This is a genomic window from Stenotrophomonas maltophilia complex sp. Om-AH-Sm3, assembly GCF_059337855.1.
Genome location: NZ_JBYBLQ010000007.1, coordinates 216,528 through 234,397, shown reverse-complemented (window position 1 = coordinate 234,397; position 17,870 = coordinate 216,528). Strand labels below are relative to the sequence as shown.

The 17,870-nt window shown below is 67.0% G+C and carries 14 protein-coding genes; 5 read left to right on the top strand and 9 right to left on the bottom strand.

The genetic code is table 11. The features are described from left to right. Positions 1–164: 164 nt before the first annotated feature. The gene (locus AC10QF_RS11220) at positions 165–1,148 is read right to left on the bottom strand and encodes a LysR family transcriptional regulator (RefSeq protein WP_019660022.1); all 984 of its coding nucleotides are present in this window, start codon (positions 1,146–1,148) and stop codon (positions 165–167) included. 207 nt (positions 1,149–1,355) lie between these two features. Here AC10QF_RS11220 and cysK point away from each other — a divergent pair, with 207 nt between their 5' ends. After that, positions 1,356–2,315 carry a cysteine synthase A gene (gene cysK, locus AC10QF_RS11215; RefSeq protein WP_019660021.1) on the top strand — a complete coding sequence of 320 codons (960 nt, stop codon included), beginning with the start codon at positions 1,356–1,358 and terminating at the stop codon, positions 2,313–2,315. A 213-nt stretch (positions 2,316–2,528) separates the two neighbouring features. Further along, entirely contained in the window at positions 2,529–3,128 is a 600-nt protein-coding gene (locus AC10QF_RS11210; protein ID WP_494542210.1) for an O-acetyl-ADP-ribose deacetylase, read from the top strand. 91 nt (positions 3,129–3,219) lie between these two features. Here AC10QF_RS11210 and AC10QF_RS11205 read toward each other — a convergent pair whose 3' ends face one another. The 8 genes from AC10QF_RS11205 to gap all read right to left on the bottom strand — a co-directional run bounded on the left by AC10QF_RS11205 (position 3,220) and on the right by gap (position 14,978). Further along, positions 3,220–4,368: a hypothetical protein gene (locus AC10QF_RS11205; protein WP_019660019.1), complete on the bottom strand. Its 1,149-nt coding sequence runs from the start codon at positions 4,366–4,368 to the stop codon at positions 3,220–3,222. Positions 4,369–4,497: 129 nt separating this feature from the next. Further along, positions 4,498–5,502 carry a class I fructose-bisphosphate aldolase gene (locus AC10QF_RS11200; RefSeq protein ID WP_019660018.1) on the bottom strand — a complete coding sequence of 335 codons (1,005 nt, stop codon included), beginning with the start codon at positions 5,500–5,502 and terminating at the stop codon, positions 4,498–4,500. 196 nt (positions 5,503–5,698) lie between these two features. Continuing rightward, entirely contained in the window at positions 5,699–7,165 is a 1,467-nt protein-coding gene (gene pyk, locus AC10QF_RS11195) for a pyruvate kinase (RefSeq protein ID WP_494542209.1), read from the bottom strand. A 178-nt stretch (positions 7,166–7,343) separates the two neighbouring features. Then, positions 7,344–7,997 (bottom strand): HAD hydrolase-like protein, encoded by a 654-nt coding sequence (locus AC10QF_RS11190; RefSeq protein WP_065179512.1) that lies wholly within the window; start codon positions 7,995–7,997, stop codon positions 7,344–7,346. After that, the gene (locus AC10QF_RS11185) at positions 7,994–9,169 is read right to left on the bottom strand and encodes a phosphoglycerate kinase (RefSeq protein ID WP_494542208.1); all 1,176 of its coding nucleotides are present in this window, start codon (positions 9,167–9,169) and stop codon (positions 7,994–7,996) included. The genes AC10QF_RS11190 and AC10QF_RS11185 overlap by 4 nt, the downstream gene beginning before the upstream one ends. A gap of 642 nt (positions 9,170–9,811) precedes the next feature. Further along, positions 9,812–11,188 (bottom strand): DUF3999 domain-containing protein, encoded by a 1,377-nt coding sequence (locus tag AC10QF_RS11180; protein ID WP_065197135.1) that lies wholly within the window; start codon positions 11,186–11,188, stop codon positions 9,812–9,814. Next, positions 11,185–13,848, bottom strand: coding sequence for a DUF2339 domain-containing protein (locus AC10QF_RS11175; RefSeq protein ID WP_494542207.1), 2,664 nt, complete (start codon positions 13,846–13,848; stop codon positions 11,185–11,187). The genes AC10QF_RS11180 and AC10QF_RS11175 overlap by 4 nt, the downstream gene beginning before the upstream one ends. A gap of 125 nt (positions 13,849–13,973) precedes the next feature. Then, positions 13,974–14,978, bottom strand: coding sequence for a type I glyceraldehyde-3-phosphate dehydrogenase (gap, locus tag AC10QF_RS11170; RefSeq protein ID WP_005418885.1), 1,005 nt, complete (start codon positions 14,976–14,978; stop codon positions 13,974–13,976). 192 nt (positions 14,979–15,170) lie between these two features. On the opposite strand from gap, the gene AC10QF_RS11165 reads away from it, so the two are divergent. The 3 genes from AC10QF_RS11165 (at position 15,171) to AC10QF_RS11155 (ending at position 17,857) form a co-directional block, all read left to right on the top strand. Then, positions 15,171–15,800, top strand: coding sequence for an OmpW/AlkL family protein (locus AC10QF_RS11165; RefSeq protein ID WP_049410595.1), 630 nt, complete (start codon positions 15,171–15,173; stop codon positions 15,798–15,800). 426 nt (positions 15,801–16,226) lie between these two features. Next, complete coding sequence (locus AC10QF_RS11160) at positions 16,227–17,045, top strand: S1/P1 nuclease (RefSeq protein WP_494542206.1); 819 nt, start codon at positions 16,227–16,229, stop codon at positions 17,043–17,045. 11 nt (positions 17,046–17,056) lie between these two features. Beyond that, on the top strand, positions 17,057–17,857 hold the full coding sequence (locus AC10QF_RS11155) for an MBL fold metallo-hydrolase (protein ID WP_065179072.1): 801 nt from the start codon (positions 17,057–17,059) through the stop codon (positions 17,855–17,857). Positions 17,858–17,870: the final 13 nt, after the last annotated feature.

Here is a 17,870-nt window from a genome sequence, read left to right as displayed (position 1 = left end):
GGGTGTCAGCCGCATGGATGCGGCTGCCAAGCCCCCAGGGACGGGTTTACGGCGTCCCCGCACTCCGACACCGCCCCGCCATCCCACGGAATACCGCTTCTGCTGTTGCTGTTGCTTGAATGCCGCAGCAGGTGCAGGGCTGCAAGCCCTGCTCGACCAACCCCTCACACCGTGATGGTCTGGGTCAGTGACTCCCACGTCGGTGGCACCGGCCACGCCGCCGCCTGGTTGCCATCCAGCACCCTGCGCAGGTCACGCGGATCAATCTGCGGTGCCAGCACGTGCACCAGTTCCAGCGCGTAATCACGCAGCACCCGGTCGCGCGGCAGCACCGCCCAGGCGATGCACTCGGCGATCGGGTCCGGGGCCGGCCACGAACGCAGGTCTTCATCGTTGGAACTGACCGCCATCTCGGCCAGCAGGCCTACGCCAAGACCCGTGCGCACGTAGGTCTTGATCAGGTCCGCATCCAGCGCGGTCAGTGCCAGATCGGGCACCAGCCCATTGGCGGCGAAGGCGCGTTGCAGGGATGAGTTCGGTCGGGTCGACGATTCGTAGCTGATCAATGGCTGGCGGGCCAGCGCGGCCAGGTCCGGTGCGCGGCCGGCGCGGTCCAGCGGATGGCCCTTGGGCACCACCACCAGGCGCCGCCACCGGAACAGCGGCACTGCGATGCCATCGGTGGGCTCACCGCCTGCGGTGCTGATGATCGCAATATCGGCATCACCCTGGTTCAAGCGGTCCAGCGCGTCGGCTTCACCGGCCTGCTGCAGGTGCACGCTGACCTGCGGGTAGGCCTGCTTGATCGCCGCAACCGCCGGCGGCAGCACGAAGCGCGCCTGGGTGTGCGTGGTGGTCAGGATCAGCTGACCCTGGCTCTCGCGACGCTGGTTTGCCGCGTAGGTGCGGATGTTGTTGGCCTCAGCCAGCACCGCGCGGGCGCGGGCGATGACCTCGGTGCCGGCCGGGGTGACCGACTCCAGGCTGCGGCCCTTGCGCACGAACAACAGAAAGCCGAGCTCGTCTTCCAGCTGCTTGAGCTGCTTGGACAGGCCGGGCTGGGTGGCGTGCACGCGCGAGGCAGCGAGCGTGATGTTCAGCTCGGCATCGGCAATGGCAACCAGGTAGCGCAGCTGGGTCAGCGTCATGGGAGGCAGGCGGCGTGGGGCGGAGGTCCACTCTAGGGTCAATTGCCGTCACCAGCTTATAACCAAAGGTTGTTTAAGAAAGGTATCTGGTCATTTCCGGGCGTCATATGCCGGCGCTACGGTCAGCCGGCAGCCGCTGGCCTGAACAGCCAGCCCTCCCCCTTTGCCCGCCGAAGCCCGGCGCGGCCCCGTTTCCGGAGCGCTTCCATGGCCCTGTACGAGTCCATCCTCGATACCGTCGGCAACACCCCCATCGTCAGGCTGCAGCGCCTGGCACCGCCACAGGTCAGCGTCTACGCCAAGGTCGAGTCATTCAATCCGGGCGGCTCGGTCAAGGACCGCCTGGCGCTGGCAATCATCCTCGACGCCGAAGCGCGTGGCCTGCTCAAGCCAGGCGACACGATCGTGGAGGCCACCTCGGGCAACACCGGCGTGGCGCTGGCGATGGTCGCTGCCGCGCGCGGCTACAAATTCGTGGCCACGATGGTCGAGACCTTTTCGGTGGAGCGTCGCAAACTGATGCGCGCCTATGGCGCGAAGGTAATCCTGACCCCGGCCGCCGAGCGTGGCAGCGGCATGGTGCGCAAGGCGCGCGAACTGGCCGAGCAGCATGGCTGGTTCCTGGCCAGCCAGTTCGCCAACCCGGCCAATCCGGCTTATCACCGCAACACCACGGCCGCCGAGATCCTGCGCGACTTCGCCGGCAAGCGGCTGGATTACTTCGTCAGTGGCTGGGGCACCGGCGGCACGCTCACCGGCGTGGGCGAAGTGTTGAAGGTCGCGCGCCCGCAGACCCGCGTCATTGCTACCGAACCCGCCGGCGCCGCCCTGCTCAAGGGCGATGATTGGAAACCGCACAAGATCCAAGGCTGGACCCCGGATTTCGTGCCGGACGTGCTCAACCGCGATGTGGTGGATGAACTGGTGTCGGTGGAGGATGACCGCGCCATCGCCACCGCGCGCCGACTGGCGGCGGAGGAAGGGATCTTCGTCGGCATCTCCGCCGGCGCCACCGTGGCCAGCGCGCTGGACGTGGCAGCCCGCGCTGAGCCGGGCTCGGTGATCCTGGCGATGCTGCCGGACACCGGTGAACGCTATTTCTCCACGCCGCTGTTCGCCGATGTGAACGAGGGTTCCGACGACGACTGGCTGGCTGGCCTGCCATGACGCAAGCCGCCGGGCATTGCCTGGCGCCACCGCCTGCCGCGGATCCATGACCGCTTCAGCCTGCGTGAAGGCAGTGACCGCCATCGTGCGTGAAGGCCGTCGGATCGCAGCGCGTGAGACGGCCATGACGCAGTATCGATGCCCTGTCCCCTACCGTGGGGTACAGCCGGCGCAGAGGCTGCGCGGAACACCTCACAGGCAGGAGACGGACGCATGAAGATCGAAGTTTGGCAGGGTGACATCACGACCCTGGCGGTGGATGCGATCGTCAACGCGGCCAACGAAACATTGCTCGGCGGCGGTGGTGTGTACGGCGCGATCCATCGTGCGGCCGGCCCCGCATTGCGGGCCGAGTGCGAGCGGTTGCCCGAGCTGCGCCCGGGCGTGCGTTGCCCGACCGGCGAAGTGCGTGCCACCGGCGCTTACGCCTTGCCGGCACGGCATGTACTGCACACGGTGGGCCCGGTCTGGCACGACGGCCAGCGCGACGAGCCGGCATTGCTCGCCAACTGCTACTGGAAATCGCTGCAGCTGGCCGAGTCGCTGGGGGTGCAGTCGATCGCCTTCCCGGCGATCAGCTGCGGTGTGTATGGCTATCCGCTGTACCAGGCGGCGCAGATCGCCGTGACCGAGACACTGGCCTGGCAGCGCAGCCATGCGCAGCCGATGCGCATCGTGCTGGTGGCGTTCAATACCGCGACGGCCAAGGCGTACCAGCAAGCGTTGAGCGCCGCCGGGCAAGGCGCAGACGGCGAACCGCGCGGCTCGATGCTGTCGCCGCTGGGTGATGCGGGCTTCGCCGCCGCGCACTGAATCCGGCGGTCAGCGTCAAGGAAAAGGCCGGGCATTGCCCGGCCTTTCCTGTTGCGCCCTTGTCCACACTCCCACGGAGTGTGGAACACGCTCAACGGCTGGCAGCTTCCACCGCGGCGGCATCATCGGCCGCAGCAGCGGCCGCGTCGGCAGCGGCACTTGCCGCCGAAGCAGCAGCCCCATCGGCGCTGGCGCCGTCCACCTGCACACGCACTTCCACCATGCCCGCGCCGTTGCTGAGGCTGGACACCTCGACGGTGTAATGACCGGCAGGCAACGCTTCTTCCAGGCGTGCGTTGGTATCGTTGCCACCGTCATCGTCGGTCAGTTCGACATCGCCGCCAACCACGCGCAGCACGGTATCGACCTGGCCGGAGATTGCATCCAGCCGCACATTGGTCGGACGGTCCAGCGTCAGCAGGAAGCGGCGGACGCCATCGTTATCGAGCATCGTGTACACGCTGCCGGACTTCGGCAGTGCGGTGCCATCGCGATCGACCAGGTTGCCCGGCAGCTCGATCCGATTGGCCGACAAGGTGAACATGCCACTGACGCCGTCGCCGAGGCCACGCGCGGTCAGCGTGTACTTGCCCGGCTTCAGCGACAGGGTCAGGCGCGAGTTGGTGCTGTCCCCGCCGTCGTCATTCTCGGCATCCACGCCCTGCCCGGACAGCTTCAGCACCGGGTCGAAGGCGTCCGAGACCAGCCGGATCTCGTACAGGCCCGCCTTGTCCACCTGCAACGTGTAGTCCTGCGAGTTGCTGGCCAGCATATCGACGATCTCGCCACTGCCCGCCAGCGGCTTGCCGTCGTACGGCTTCAGCTTCTCGGCGCGAAGGCGATAAGGGCCGAACGCGGTCGGGCCATCGGCGTTGACTGCCACCTGGTAGGTACCACTGCCGTTGGCACGGAAAGCCAGCGAGACGTCCCCCTCGCGCTCATAGCCTGTGTTGCTGGTGGATACCAGGCTGCCGTTGTTGAACACCGCAATCGAGCCGCTGAGGGCACCAGTGAGCTTCAGGCCGACCAGATCCCTGTCTTCCAGCTTGATCTGGTAGAGCTGGTGATGGCTGCCGTCATTGAAGTTGATGCCGCTGCGCGAGGTGATCTCGCCGGAGACCGGCTTGTCGAAATCGAGCGACGCGGCCTTGCCTGCCTCGGCACCGCCGCCACCGATGCGGTTGCACCCGCCGGCGACCAGGACCGTGGCTACGGCCAGTGTGATTGCTGCCAAACGCATGTTGTTTCTCCTTGGCCTTCCATGTGGTTCCCACGCACCGGCCGGGCGCATGGGGGCGGAAAAGATACCCGCAAAAGCAAACGCCGGCGTGATGCCGGCGCTGCCTTGTTCATCCAGCGATGGGACGGATCACCCGTTCCACTTGCCCAGCGCGGCCAGGCCATTGTCCCTGGCGCGCTCGTACACGGTCTTCTGGGCAGCAGCGTAGTTGCCCTTCATGTCCTTGGCCCACAGCTTCAGCGCGGCCTGCTGCATGGCACGGCCGTAGGAGAAGCTCAGCGGCCACGGCAGGTTGCCCAGCTGGTTCATCGCGTTCAGGTGCTCGGTGGACTGCTCGTCGCTCTGGCCACCGGACAGGAACACCACGCCCGGCAGGATGGCCGGCACGGTGCTCTTCAGGCACATCACGGTCGACTCGGCCACTTCCTCGACGTCGGCCTGCTCTTCACAGTCCTTGCCCGAGATGACCATCGAAGCCTTCAGGATGGTGCCTTCCAGCAGCACGTTCTGCTGGTACAGGGCGTCGAACAGCGAACGCAGGGTCGCTTCGGTGACTTCGTAGCAGGTCTCGATGTCGTGGTCGCCGTCCATGATCACTTCCGGCTCGACCATCGGCACCAGGCCGCATTCCTGGCACAGCGCTGCGTAGCGGGCCAGCGCATGGGCGTTGGACTCAATGCAGGTGCCCGACGGGATGCTCTCGCCGATGTTGATCACAGCACGCCACTTGGCAAACCGTGCGCCCAGCTTGTAGTACTCCTGCAGGCGCTCGCGCAGGCCATCCAGGCCTTCGGTCACCAGCTCGCCCGGGCAGCCGGCCAGCGGGTGCGCGCCCTTGTCCACCTTGATGCCCGGAATCATGCCGTGGTCGGCCATGTACTTGGCGAACGGCACGCCGTCCTTGGTCGACTGGCGGATGGTTTCGTCAAACAGGATGGCGCCGGAGATGTGCTCGTTGAGCTTCGGCGTGGTCAGCAGCAGTTCGCGGTAGGCACGACGGTTCTCCTCGGTGTTCTCGATACCGACGCCAGCGAAACGCTTGGCGATGGTAGCGGTGGATTCGTCGATCGCGATGATGCCCTTGCCCGGGGCAACCATGGCCTGGGCGGTTTCAGCCAGCTGTTCGATGCTCATGTACTTCCTGTGGCGGGTGCGGGAAAAACACAAGTATAGCCCCGCGGCCCGTTGCCTCGCCGTGGAGGACAGGATGGAAACGCTTCCAATGTCCGCACCGGACACGACGTGTCCTGCCGTCGGGGGTCAGGGCCCCTGCGGGATCTGACCCCGGGGTCGGATCCGCAACGCGGCGCCGGCCCCAGGGCAGCACTACTTACAGATCGCCCAGGCCGATGGCGCGGCCGTCCTCACCCACTTCCAGCAGGCGCAGGGTATTGGTGGCACCGTGGGTTTCCATGTGCTCGCCACTGGTGAACACGACGCGATCACCGGCCTGCAGCAGTTCCGATTCCACCAGCAGGCGGATGCTGCCGCGCGCGGCTTCACGCGGGGTCAGGCCGCGGCTGTCGAAGTTGATCGGGAACACATCGCGCATCAGCGCCATCTGCCGGCGCGCACCGTCATGGCGGGTCACCGCGAACACCGGCGCCTTGGCCCTGAAACGCGACAGGTAACGTGCGGTGCCACCGGATTCGGTCATCGCCACGATCGCGCGCACGCCCACGTGCTGCGACAGGAACATGGTGGCCATGGCAATCGCCTGGTCGGCACGTTCCAGATTGCGCGGCGACGCGTTGAAGTCGGTCTCGGTCTGGAACTGGCGCTCGGCACCCAGGCAGATGCGTGCCATCGCCTCCACGGCCTTGACCGGGTAGGCGCCAGCGGCAGTTTCCGCCGACAGCATCACTGCGTCGGTGCCGTCGATGACCGAGTTGGCCACGTCCAGTACTTCGGCGCGGGTCGGGATCGGGCTTTCCACCATCGACTGCAGCATCTGCGTGGCGGTGATCACCACCTTGTTCTGCGCCAGCGAGGCCTTGATGATTTTCTTCTGCAGGCCCGGCAGCTCGGCATCGCCGATTTCCACGCCCAGGTCGCCACGGGCGACCATCACCACGTCGCTGGCCTCGACGATTTCTTCCAGGTTCTCGATTGCCTCGGTGCGCTCGATCTTCGACACCAGCGCGGCATCACAGCCGTGCGAACGGGCGATGTCGCGCGCATCGTTCATGTCCTGCGCATTGCGGCAGAACGACACGGCGATGAAGTCCACGCCGATCTTGGCAACGATGCCGATCAGCTCCTTGTCGCGCTCGGTCAGCGCACCCAGCGAGAGGCCGCCGCCCTGCTTGTTCAGGCCCTTGCGGTCGGACAACACACCATCGTTGAGCACGGTGTTGACGATACGGTCGCCCTGCACTTCCACCACCTGCAACTGCATCAGGCCGTCGTCGAGCAGCAGCACATCACCCGGGCCGACGTCCTGCGGCAGGCCGAGGTAGCTCACGCCCACCTCGCCGGCAGTGCCCGGGCCGGCGTTCTCGCTGGCGATCAGGTCGAAGCGGTCGCCCGCCTTCAGCTGCACCTTGCCTTCGGCGAAGCGCTCGATGCGGATCTTCGGGCCCGGCAGGTCGGCCAGGATGCCCACTTCCACGCCCACGCGGGCCGCAGCGGCACGCACTTCGGCGGCACGCTTGGCCTGGCCGGACGGATCGCCATGGCTGAAGTTCAGGCGCACCACGTTGACGCCGGCGCGGAACAGATCCTCCAGCACGCCCGGCGGGTCAGTGGCCGGACCGAGGGTGGCAAGGATCTTGGTGCGACGCTGACGCTCGAACATGGTGGATGGGCCTCTCCCGATAAAGAACGGAAATTAGCACATCCTTCACGCCGCATGTATACGGTTACAGCCTTGTGCCGCCTGACTTCGCGGGTCATGGAACGGACATCATCCGGACATACGCTGGCGCAGGGGGGCGGTTCTGTGGAGCCGAGCATGGGCTCGGCTCCACAGGAAGCTAGGCCAGCAGCGCTTCCAGCTGCGCCGGCTCACGTGCCAGCTGGCTGGCACCGGCTTCGGTCAATTCCGCCTCTCCGCCAAAGCCCCACAGCACGCCGACACTACGCAGGCCGTGGTGGCGCGCGCCTTCGATGTCCATGCGCCGGTCGCCGATCATCCAGCACTGTGCAGGCTGCACCTGCAGCCGGCGCAGTGCCTCGCCGACCAGTTCCGGCTTGTGGCTGCGCGAGCCATCCAGGGTTGAACCGACGATCTCCTCGAACAGCCCACCGAACGGCAGGTGGGCGAGGATGCGGCGCGCGTGCGGCTCGTTCTTGGCGGTGACCACCGCCAGCCGGTGTCCACGGCCATGCAGCGTGCGCAGCGTGCCTTCCACCTGCGGGTACACCGTGTGCTCGCGCCAGCCTTCGACGTCGAAGCGCTCCCGGTAGTAGCCCACGGCCTGTTCCACCCGCGCCGGTTCGACGAACAACGGCGCGAAGGTGGTGCGCAGCGAAGGACCGATCCAGCCCAGCAGGGTTTCCTGCGGCGGCACCGGATGGTCCATCTTCTGCAGCGCATAGGCGATGCAGGCGGTGATGCCCACCTGCGAATCGATCAGCGTGCCGTCGAGATCGAAGAACAGCACATCCTTGCCGCGCTCGGCGCTCATGCGCCGCGCGCGTCGAGTGCGGCGACAGCCGGCAGGGTCTTGCCTTCCAGGAATTCCAGGAACGCACCACCACCAGTGGAGATGTAGCTGACGTCGCCGGCGATATCGAACTTGTCGACTGCGGCCAGGGTGTCGCCACCGCCGGCGATGGAGAACGCCTTCGAGCTGGCGATCGCGCGGGCCAGCGCTTCGGTGCCCTTGCTGAAGGACTCGAACTCGAACACGCCGACCGGGCCGTTCCAGACCACGGTGCCGGCCTTCTCGATCAGCTGCGCGTACTGCGCGGCGGTCTGCGGGCCGATGTCCAGGATCAGGTCGTCTTCGGCAACGGCATCGACCGCCTTCACTTCCGCGGCAGCGTCGGGCAGGAACTGCTTGGCGGTGACCACGTCAACCGGCAGCGGAATGTCGGCGCCGCGTGCCTTGGCATCGGCCACGATCTTCTTCGCGGTATCCAGCAGGTCCGGCTCGTACAGGGACTTGCCGACGTTGTAGCCAGCTGCGGCGATGAAGGTGTTGGCGATGCCGCCACCGACGATCAGCTGGTCGACCTTGCCAACCAGATTGGCCAGCAACTCCAGCTTGGTGCTGACCTTGCTGCCGGCGACGATGGCCAGCAGCGGCTTGGCCGGTGCATCCAGCGCCTGCGCCAGCGCGTCCAGCTCGGCCATCAGCAGCGGGCCACCGGCCGCGACCGGTGCGAAGCGGATGACACCATGGGTGGAGGCCTGCGCACGGTGCGCGGTACCGAAGGCATCCATCACGAACACGTCGCACAGGGCGGCGTACTTCTTTGACAGGGCCTCGTCATCCTTGCCCTCGCCGACGTTCATGCGGCAGTTTTCCAGCAGCACCAGCTGGCCCGGCTGCACGTCGACGCCGTCGACCCAGTCGCGCACCAGCGGAACGTCGCGGCCCAGCAGTTCGGACAGGCGCTGGGCGACCGGTGCCAGCGAATCGGCCTCGCTCCACACGCCTTCCTTCGGGCGCCCCAGGTGCGAGGTGACCATCACCGCCGCGCCCTGCTCCAGCGCGCGCTTGAGCGTCGGCAGCGAAGCGGTGATGCGCTGTTCGGAGGTGATGCGGCCATTCTCGATCGGCACGTTCAGATCCTGGCGGATCAGCACGCACTTGCCGGAGAGGTCGAGGTCGGTCATGCGGACAATGGACATGGGCAACTCTTTGGCTCGGGGACGGGATGCCGGTCTGCGGCAGACGGCCATTGTATCGGGTGCGGCTGGTGGGAGGGCCGATGCCTGCGGCAGGCAGAGGCGCAGGGCAAATGCAACAGCAACGGCAACGGCCAAAGCGCTGGCGCTTCGTGGTGCTGTGAGTGGGCCGGGGTGGTGTGGGCTGGCAGGGGACGCCGTGAATCCATCCCTGGAGGCTTGGCAGCCGCATCCATGCGGCTGACACCCCTGCCAGCCCACACCGCCCCGGCCTCGACAGGCACCTGAGGTGATGCAGATGGCAAAGGCAAAAGCGGTTTCTGGTGTCGGAGAAAAATGTAGAGCCGAGCCCGTGCTCGGCTGGGTCTATCGCGAACAGCAGCCGAGCATGGGCTCGGCTCTACAAAGAGCGCCCTGCCAAGCAGCTTTTGCTCTTCTTTTTTCTTTCCGTGGGTGGACGCACACGGAAATTGTCAGAGGCCGGGCGGGTGGGCTGGGCAGGGGTATCCGCGCCATGGATGGCGCGGCTAAGCCTCCAGGGACGGATTCACGGCGTCCCCTGCCAAGCCCACCCGCCCGGCCAAGCGCGGCTGTTGCTTTACACGACCAATCCCACCCACGAGGGGCTGCGCCGTTCGCTGGAACCTATTCCGAAGGCGCAGGCTTCTGCCGAAGCAGGCTGAGCGCCAGGCCACCCACCACCAGTACGCCCAGGCCCAGCAACGCCCACAGCAACCACGATTTCCAATCGCGCTGCGGCTTCAGCGCCGCATCGCCGGCCAGCGGCTCTGGACTGCCTTCCAGGCGCGCCAGTGTTGGCTGCCACGAAGGATCGTTGCGCTGCCGAAGTTCCTCGATCAGCACCCCGATCGGCGCGTCCGTGCGGCGCGCGGTCGCGCTGCCCACCGCCAGTGCGTAGGGCGCCGCGCCCTGGCTCAGGAACACCAGCACTTCCGGCTGGTAACCCAGGCGCAGCGTCGGCGCGGTGGCGGTTTCCGCCGGATTCGCCACCAGTTTCCAGTAGCGGTCGCGGTGCACCCCGCCCAGCGGCTGTGCCGCCGACTGCTGGCGCTGGCCCTGCGTGCCCTGCTGCACCTGGTAGGCGATCCACGGCGCGCTGCGACGTTGCCATTCCGCACTCTCGTCATCGCGGCTGAACAGCGTCCATTGCACCAGGCTGTTATCGGTGCTGGCGACATCGGCACGTGCCACCGGGAACCGGCCATCCATCTCGAAGGTGTACTCGCCCTTGCCCGACGACGTCGGCTCCAGCGACAGCCATTCCCAGGGCAGCGTGGCCGGTGCTGGCGGCAGTTCCGCCAGTACGCCGCGCAGGGTCGGCAGGCGCGAGTCGCCCTGCGCCAGGATGCGCAGGTAGCGTGCAGCGCCGTCCACCTGCAGGCGGCGCTGCAGCAGGCGCTTGCCGGCGCGCTGCAGATCCACCAGCGGCACGTCGCGGCCAATCGATCGCCAGTGCTGCAGGTCGTCACTGGCATCCAGCTGCACCTGCACCTGCAGCGGCTGGCCGCTGTCGTTCCAGTCCAGCACCAGTGCCGCCAGCGGCTGCTGATCGAGCATGCTGGCGTCGATCAGCCAGCCGCCCTGCCCGCTCGACCCGGCCCCGCCACCCACCCGCGCTTCGACCCGGCGCACGCGCCCATCGGTATCACGCTCGGTCAGCAGCTGCAGGTCGTTGCGCTGTGCATCGGCCAGCGGCGGCAGCACGAACCACGGCAGTTCACGCTGCACCGGCGACTGCGCCAGCGGCTGGTCCGGCGCCAGCAGTGCCGACGGCAACAACTGGCTGGCCGCGTTGAACACTTGCAGATCGCTGAGATCGGCGGTCACGGCACGGCGGTAGATCGCCGGCTCCAGCACGATACGGTAGGCACCGGACTGCGCACTGGACAATGTGAGCGGCCATTGCTCGGCATACTGCGTGCGGTAATCAGCCGCCTGTACCACGACGGCGGCCAGCATGCCGAACATCGCCGGCAGCAGCGCCCTGCTCCACTTCCTCATTGCGATTCCTCCACGGTCGGCGCCGCGCTTGGCGGTGCCGGTGCCAGATAACCCACGACCGTGCACAGCAGGCCGTAGGCGATGAACGACGCGATGCCCAGCAGGTTGCCCAGGTGCTGGCGATCGACAACAACCAGCTTGGCCAGCACCACGCCCATCAGCACGGCACCGACCATCCACAACACACGCTGGCTGCGACGCGAACCCCACACCCAGGCAATCACACCCAGCACGCTCCACAACACGGTCAGGCTGGTCTGCGCCAGGCTGAAGCGCATCATCGACGCATTCCACGCCAGTCCACCCCATTGGTGTACGCCATGCAGCACCAGGCTGGTCAACGCGAGGAAGGCCGCCAGTGCCAGCAGCGGCATGCGGATGTTCAGCAATGCCTGCGGTGCCTCACTGCCGTACAGCCAGCGCGCCAGCAGCAGCAGGCTCAGCCACTGGCCGATCTCGGCCGGATTCAGCACCGGCAGCCACAGCAGCGGTGCGGCGTCGCCCGGCAGCAGCTGGCCCAGCAGCCAACCGATCGCCAGCAGGCCGAACAGCACGCACTGCAGCGGGACGCGCGCGCTGTCGAATGCCGCGCCCAGCGGCCAGCGCAATGCGTTCCAGCGCCACAGCGACAGCGCCGCCATCAGCAGCCACGGCAAGGTCACCAGCAGGGTCGTCCAACCCTGCGCCAGGCCGGCCTCGCCACTACCCCACAAGGCCAGCAACGAAAGCAGCGACGGCCACAGCAGCCACCACAGGAACTGCGCGATGCGGGCCACGGTATCGCCGCCCTGGCGCAGGCACAGCAGGGTACGCACGCCCAGTACCGCGAACACCGCCCAGGCCAGCGCGCCGTGGCCGGCGAACGGCTGGTGGTGTGCATCGCTCTGCATCAGGGCCAGCGGGAAGCCCAGCGCGAGCATGGCCAGCGCGGTCACGCCCAGCGCACGCGCCGGCTGGCGACGCTGCGCTTCGGCCGCCAGCCAGGCAGTGACCGCGGCCAGCACCAGCAACGCGTCCACTTCGGTGCGGTACGGGAAGAAGCGGGTGATCTCATGGACCAGGCCGCCCAGCCACCACAGCAGGCCCCACAGGTAATACACCAGTGCGACCTCATGACGCGGCCTGCGCTGGTAGCTCCACGCCGACGCGAAGCCGGCCAGGGCCAGCAACAGCGCGCCAACGGCGGTCGGGTTGATCAGGAAGCGCAGGTCTTCGTGCCAGTGGTCGCCACCGGCAACGAAGGCGAATGCGGCGCCGATCTGCAGCAACGCGCCGGAGACCTGCGGCAGCCACCGCTTCTGGCGCAGCCCCAACCACGCCAGGCCAGCGCCTTCCAGTGCAAACACGGCGCCCGTGGCGCGCGCCGACAATGCCAGCGGCACCGCCAGCGTGGCGAAACCCACCGCGAGCACGGCATGCGACTGCGCCAGCACGGTGTACGACGCACGTGCGATCAGCGCCCGGGCCAACACCGCGTAGATCGCCGCCAGGCCCAGCGCGCACAGTGCCAGCGTCATCGGTTGCGCGTGCAGCATGCCTGCCTGCAGCGAGAACGCGACCAGCGGCGTGCCGAACACCAGGCTGCCATCGATCAGGTCGCGCCGGCCGGCCGGCTGGCGACGCGCGTACAGCAGCGGTATCAGCAGGTAGAACACGAAGAACAGCGCCAGGAACGGCTCGGTGCTGCTGAACTTGTCCGGCGCGTACTGCAGCACGCCCCAGAAGGTGCCAATGCCGAAGGTGAAGGCGAAGCCCAGCAGGTTCAGCGCGCGCCACGGGCGGAACCAGGCGATGGCGAAGATGCCCGCGTTGAGCACGGCGTAATAGCTGAACAGCCCCACGTGGTTGCCACTGCCGGTGGACAGCCACAGCGGTGCCATGAAGCCGGCCAGGATGCCCAGTACGGCCAGCGTGCGCGAGTTCTGCACCACCGCCAGCACGCACAGCCCGGCCACCAGTGCGATCGAACTGGCAAAGGCAAAGGCCGGCGGAATCAGGTCGAAGCGCTTGAACGCCGCGAAGATGGTCAGCAGCAGTACGCCGATGGCACCGCCCTGCAGCGCCAGGGCAAACAGCCGCCGGCGTTCACGCTGGTGCCAACCGAAGGCCAGCAGGCCCAGCGCAGCCACGGTGATGCCGGCCAGGCGCAGTTCGATCGGCAGCACCAGCCAGCCCTGGTCGCTGACGTACTTCAGCAGCGCTGCGACACCGGCCAGCAGCACCAGCATGCCGATCTTGACCGGCACGTTGCCTTCGGTGAACCAGCGCTTGACCGCACCGATGCCACGCTCGATGACATTGGGCAGTGCCGGTTCGGAAGGCAGCGGCGGCTGCACCGGCACCGGCGGTGGCGCAGCAGGACGGGGGACAGGCACCCCGGTGGGCGTTGCTTCGCGCACCGGTGGCTGCGGGGGCTGAGGCGCAGCAGCAGCGGCGGCCGGCCGCAGGAACGGCGGATCGGCGCTGGCAGCAGGTGCGGCCACAGGCCGTTCAGGCGCGGGTGCGGTGGCGGCCGGCCTGACGGCGGCCGGCGCGGCGGCCATCGCGCTTTCCAGCGCAGCGACGCGGCGGCGCAGGCCGGCAATCATCACCAGCGCGACCACCAGCAACAGCGGGATGGCCAGAAGAACCAGTACGACCAGGGCTATCAGTGCTTCCATTGCGTGCTTCCAATGCGATCCCGCGCCCCAGCGGCGGCGGTCGACCGCCCCATGCTACGACAGGGTGGGTCCCATAAACGACGAACCCCGGCCAGGCCGGGGTCCGTCTGCGATCTACACCGGCCTTACTTGGCGGCGATGACCTTGGCCATTTCCAGGCACTTGTTGGAGTAGCCCCACTCGTTGTCGTACCAGGTCACCAGCTTGACGAAGGTGCCGTCCAGGGCGATGCCGGCGTCGGCGTCGAACACCGAGGTGCAGGTCTCGCCGCGGAAATCGGTGGCCACGACCTTGTCTTCGGTGTAGCCGAGGATGCCCTTCAGCGCGCCTTCGCTCTGTGCCTTCACTTCAGCGCAGATCTCGGCGTAGGTGGCTTCCTTCTCCAGCTCGACGGTCAGGTCGACCACCGATACGTCCGAGGTCGGGACGCGGAAGCTCATGCCGGTCAGCTTCTTGTTCAGTTCCGGGATGACCACGCCGACGGCCTTGGCCGCACCGGTGGACGAGGGAATGATGTTTTCCAGGATGCCACGGCCGCCGCGCCAATCCTTGTTGGACGGGCCATCGACGGTCTTCTGGGTGGCGGTGGCCGCATGCACGGTGGTCATCAGGCCGCGCTTGATGCCCCACTTGTCATTGATGACCTTGGCCAGCGGAGCCAGGCAGTTGGTGGTGCACGACGCGTTGGAGATGATTGCCTGGCCAGCATAGGTCTTGTCGTTCACGCCGAACACGAACATCGGCGTGTCGTCCTTCGACGGGGCCGACATGATGACCTTCCTGGCGCCGGCATCGATGTGCTTCTGCGCGGTTTCCTTGGTCAGGAACAGGCCGGTGGCTTCCAGCACCACGTCGGCGCCGACTTCGTCCCACTTCAGGTTGGCCGGGTCGCGTTCCTGGGTCAGGCGGATCTTCTTGCCGTTGACCAGCAGGTCGTTGCCCTGCACCGCCACATCGGCCTTGAAGCGACCGTGCACGGAGTCGTACTTGAGCATGTAGGCCAGGTAATCCGGCTCCAGCAGATCGTTGATGGCCACGATTTCGATGTCGTCGCCGAAGTTCAGCACCGCCGAGCGCAGGACGTTACGCCCGATGCGACCGAAACCGTTGATACCAACCTTGATTGCCATTTCTCAAGCTCCTGCAGCCGCGACGGGTGCGGCGGGATGGATAGGGCCCACAAGTCTAGCAGGCCGGGGCTGGCCACCGTGGGCCAGGCCGGGCCGCCAGCAGGTCGGCGGACAGGATTTGATCCGGATCAAAGCGTTAGCGCGGCGTGAGGCCGAGACTGTCGCCATCCACCCAGCAACGAGAACACCCCCATGCGCAAGACCTCCCCCCTGATCGTGGCCAGCCTGGCCGCCGCCCTGTCCCTCGCCGCCGCCCCGGCCATGGCCCAGTCCAAGGGCGACTGGACCGTTTCGGCTGGCGTGCATCAGGTGGCGCCGAAGTCGAACAACGGCTGGCTGGCCGGCGGCACCCTGAAGGTCGACGTCGACAACGACGTCAAGCCGACCATCACCGGCGAGTACTTCATCGCCGACAACCTGGGCATCGAAGTGCTGGCCGCGCTGCCGTTCAAGCACGACATCAACATCAACGGCCTGGGCCGCGTCGGCAGCACCAAGCAGCTGCCGCCGGTGGTGACCCTGCAGTACCACTTCAACAGCAAGGGCAAGGTGTCGCCGTTCGTCGGTGCAGGTGTGAACTACACCACCTTCTTCAGCGAAGATACCACCGGTGCATTGGCCGGCAGCAAGCTGAAGCTGCAGGATTCGTGGGGCCTGGCCGCGCATGCGGGCATCGATTTCGCGATCGGCGAGAAGGGCGCCCTGCGCGTGGACATGCGCTGGATCGACATCGACAGCAAGGTGAAGTTGAACGGCGAGAAGATCGGCACCGTCAACATCGATCCGCTGGTCTACGGCGCTTCGTACGTCTTCAAGTTCTAAAGCGGCGTGTTGGGCGCGGGGGCTTCGCCCCCGCTCCCCCGCTGCACGCGAAACCCTCGCAGCATGTTGCCCCGGTGATTGCCGGGGCTTTTTTTGTTCCTGGGACTGAAGCAGTTCCGGAGCTGGGGCGAGGCGGGGAGCAGAGCCTGTACATCCGAGGCGTAATGGTTGCCTGCAATTGCAAAAGGCGGATTTTGATCCTGCATTTGTTCTTGATGTTGCCTTTGACGTTTGCATCCGCCTCCGCGGCCATGTTGGATGGGGCTGCAGGGGCAGGCGCTGCGGGACCGTCCGCGGCATGGATGCCGCGGCCGAGCTTACAGGGACGTACTTGCAGCGTGTCCCGCAGCGCCTGCCCCTGCAGCCAGCCCCCAGCAGACAGGAACGCGCCGCTCTTCAATCCACCTACCCCGCTAGAATGTGTGCATGAAAGCCCTGCACTCCCTGTTCCTCGCCGCCGCCCTGGCGCCGGCCCTGCTGTCCGTCTCCGCCCCCGCCCATGCCTGGGGCGCGCAAGGCCACCGCCTGGTTGCCGAAGTCGCCGACGCCCGCCTCAACCCCGCCGCCCGCGCCGAAGTGGACCGCCTGCTGGCCACAGAAGCGGACGCCACCCTGGCCAGCATCGCGCCGTGGGCCGACCAGCTGCGCGCCAAGGAGCCCGGCCTGGGCCGTCGTTCGGCCGGCTGGCACTACGTCAACATCGCCGAAGACGACTGCCACTACGAAGCACCGAAGCACTGCAAAAACGGCAACTGCATCGTCGAGGCCCTGAAAGCACAGAGCGCCATCCTGGGCGACCGCAGCCTGACCGATGGCGAGCGCCTGCAGGCACTGAAGTTCGTCGTGCACCTGGTCGGCGACATCCACCAGCCGATGCATGCCGGTTACGCCCATGACAAGGGCGGCAACGATTTCCAGCTGCAGTTCGGCAACCGCGGCACCAACCTGCACTCGCTGTGGGACAGCGGCATGCTCAACACCCGCAAGCTCGACGACACCGGCTATCTGCCCGTGCTGCAGGGCCTGCGCGCGCCGAAGCTGGCGCGCCAGTCCAACCCGCAGCGTGACCCGCAGGCCTGGGCCGAGGCCAGCTGCCGCATCTCCATGCAAGCTGGCGTTTATCCGGCGTCGCATAAAATCGGTGACGAATACACCGAGCGCTACCGGCCGCTGGCCGAAGCGCAGCTGCGACTGGCCGGTGAAAACCTGGCGCAGTTGCTGAATCGCGTGCTAGGCACGCGCTGAGGAGAATTCCGATGCCGGTCCAGGTGCAGTCGTTCTTCCACCGTGACAGCAATACCTTCAGCTACCTGGTCAGCGATCCGGCCAGCAGTGAGGCGGCGCTGATCGACCCGGTCCTGGACTACGACCCGGACACCGACGCCAGCAGTGAATCACCGCTGCGCGGGGCATTGCAGGCCATCGAACAGCAGGACCTTCAGCTCCGCTGGCTGCTGGAAACCCATGCCCATGCGGACCATGTGTCGGCCGGGCGCCGGCTCAAGCAGCGCTTCCCGCACGCCACGCTGGCCATCGGTGAAGGCATCCGCGCGGTGCAGGCCACGTTCGCGCCGCGCTATGGCCTGCAGCTTCCGGCCGCCGATGAGATCTTCGATCACCTGTTCAGCGACGGCGAAACCTTTGCCATTGGCGAGCTGCAAGGACAGGTGATCGCCGTGCCCGGCCACACCAGCGACAGCATCGCCTACCTGATCGGCGATGCGCTGTTCACCGGTGACTCGCTGTTCATGCCCGACGGCGGCACCGCACGCTGCGATTTCCCGGGTGGCGATGCCGCGCAGCTGTACCGCTCGATCCAGCGCCTGCTGGCGCTGCCCGATACCACCCGGGTTTTCGTCTGCCACGACTACGGCCCGGGGGGCCGTGATTTCGCCAACGAAACCACCATCGGTGAACAGCGCGCGCACAACATCCACGTGCATGACGGCGTGGCCGAGGCAGAGTTCGTCAGCGTGCGCCAGGCCCGCGATGCCACGCTGGAAGAACCGAAGCTGATGCAACCGGCGGTGAAGGCCAACATCCAGGGAGGGGCCTGACGTACGCCGGGCA

Coding starts and splice junctions, on each gene's coding strand:
- AC10QF_RS11220 (WP_019660022.1), bottom strand. CDS start 1,148: ATGACGCTGACCCAGCTGCGCTACCTGGTTGCCATTGCCGATGCCGAG.
- cysK (WP_019660021.1), top strand. CDS start 1,356: ATGGCCCTGTACGAGTCCATCCTCGATACCGTCGGCAACACCCCCATC.
- AC10QF_RS11210 (WP_494542210.1), top strand. CDS start 2,529: ATGAAGATCGAAGTTTGGCAGGGTGACATCACGACCCTGGCGGTGGAT.
- AC10QF_RS11205 (WP_019660019.1), bottom strand. CDS start 4,368: ATGCGTTTGGCAGCAATCACACTGGCCGTAGCCACGGTCCTGGTCGCC.
- AC10QF_RS11200 (WP_019660018.1), bottom strand. CDS start 5,502: ATGAGCATCGAACAGCTGGCTGAAACCGCCCAGGCCATGGTTGCCCCG.
- pyk (WP_494542209.1), bottom strand. CDS start 7,165: ATGTTCGAGCGTCAGCGTCGCACCAAGATCCTTGCCACCCTCGGTCCG.
- AC10QF_RS11190 (WP_065179512.1), bottom strand. CDS start 7,997: ATGAGCGCCGAGCGCGGCAAGGATGTGCTGTTCTTCGATCTCGACGGC.
- AC10QF_RS11185 (WP_494542208.1), bottom strand. CDS start 9,169: ATGTCCATTGTCCGCATGACCGACCTCGACCTCTCCGGCAAGTGCGTG.
- AC10QF_RS11180 (WP_065197135.1), bottom strand. CDS start 11,188: ATGAGGAAGTGGAGCAGGGCGCTGCTGCCGGCGATGTTCGGCATGCTG.
- AC10QF_RS11175 (WP_494542207.1), bottom strand. CDS start 13,848: ATGGAAGCACTGATAGCCCTGGTCGTACTGGTTCTTCTGGCCATCCCG.
- gap (WP_005418885.1), bottom strand. CDS start 14,978: ATGGCAATCAAGGTTGGTATCAACGGTTTCGGTCGCATCGGGCGTAAC.
- AC10QF_RS11165 (WP_049410595.1), top strand. CDS start 15,171: ATGCGCAAGACCTCCCCCCTGATCGTGGCCAGCCTGGCCGCCGCCCTG.
- AC10QF_RS11160 (WP_494542206.1), top strand. CDS start 16,227: ATGAAAGCCCTGCACTCCCTGTTCCTCGCCGCCGCCCTGGCGCCGGCC.
- AC10QF_RS11155 (WP_065179072.1), top strand. CDS start 17,057: ATGCCGGTCCAGGTGCAGTCGTTCTTCCACCGTGACAGCAATACCTTC.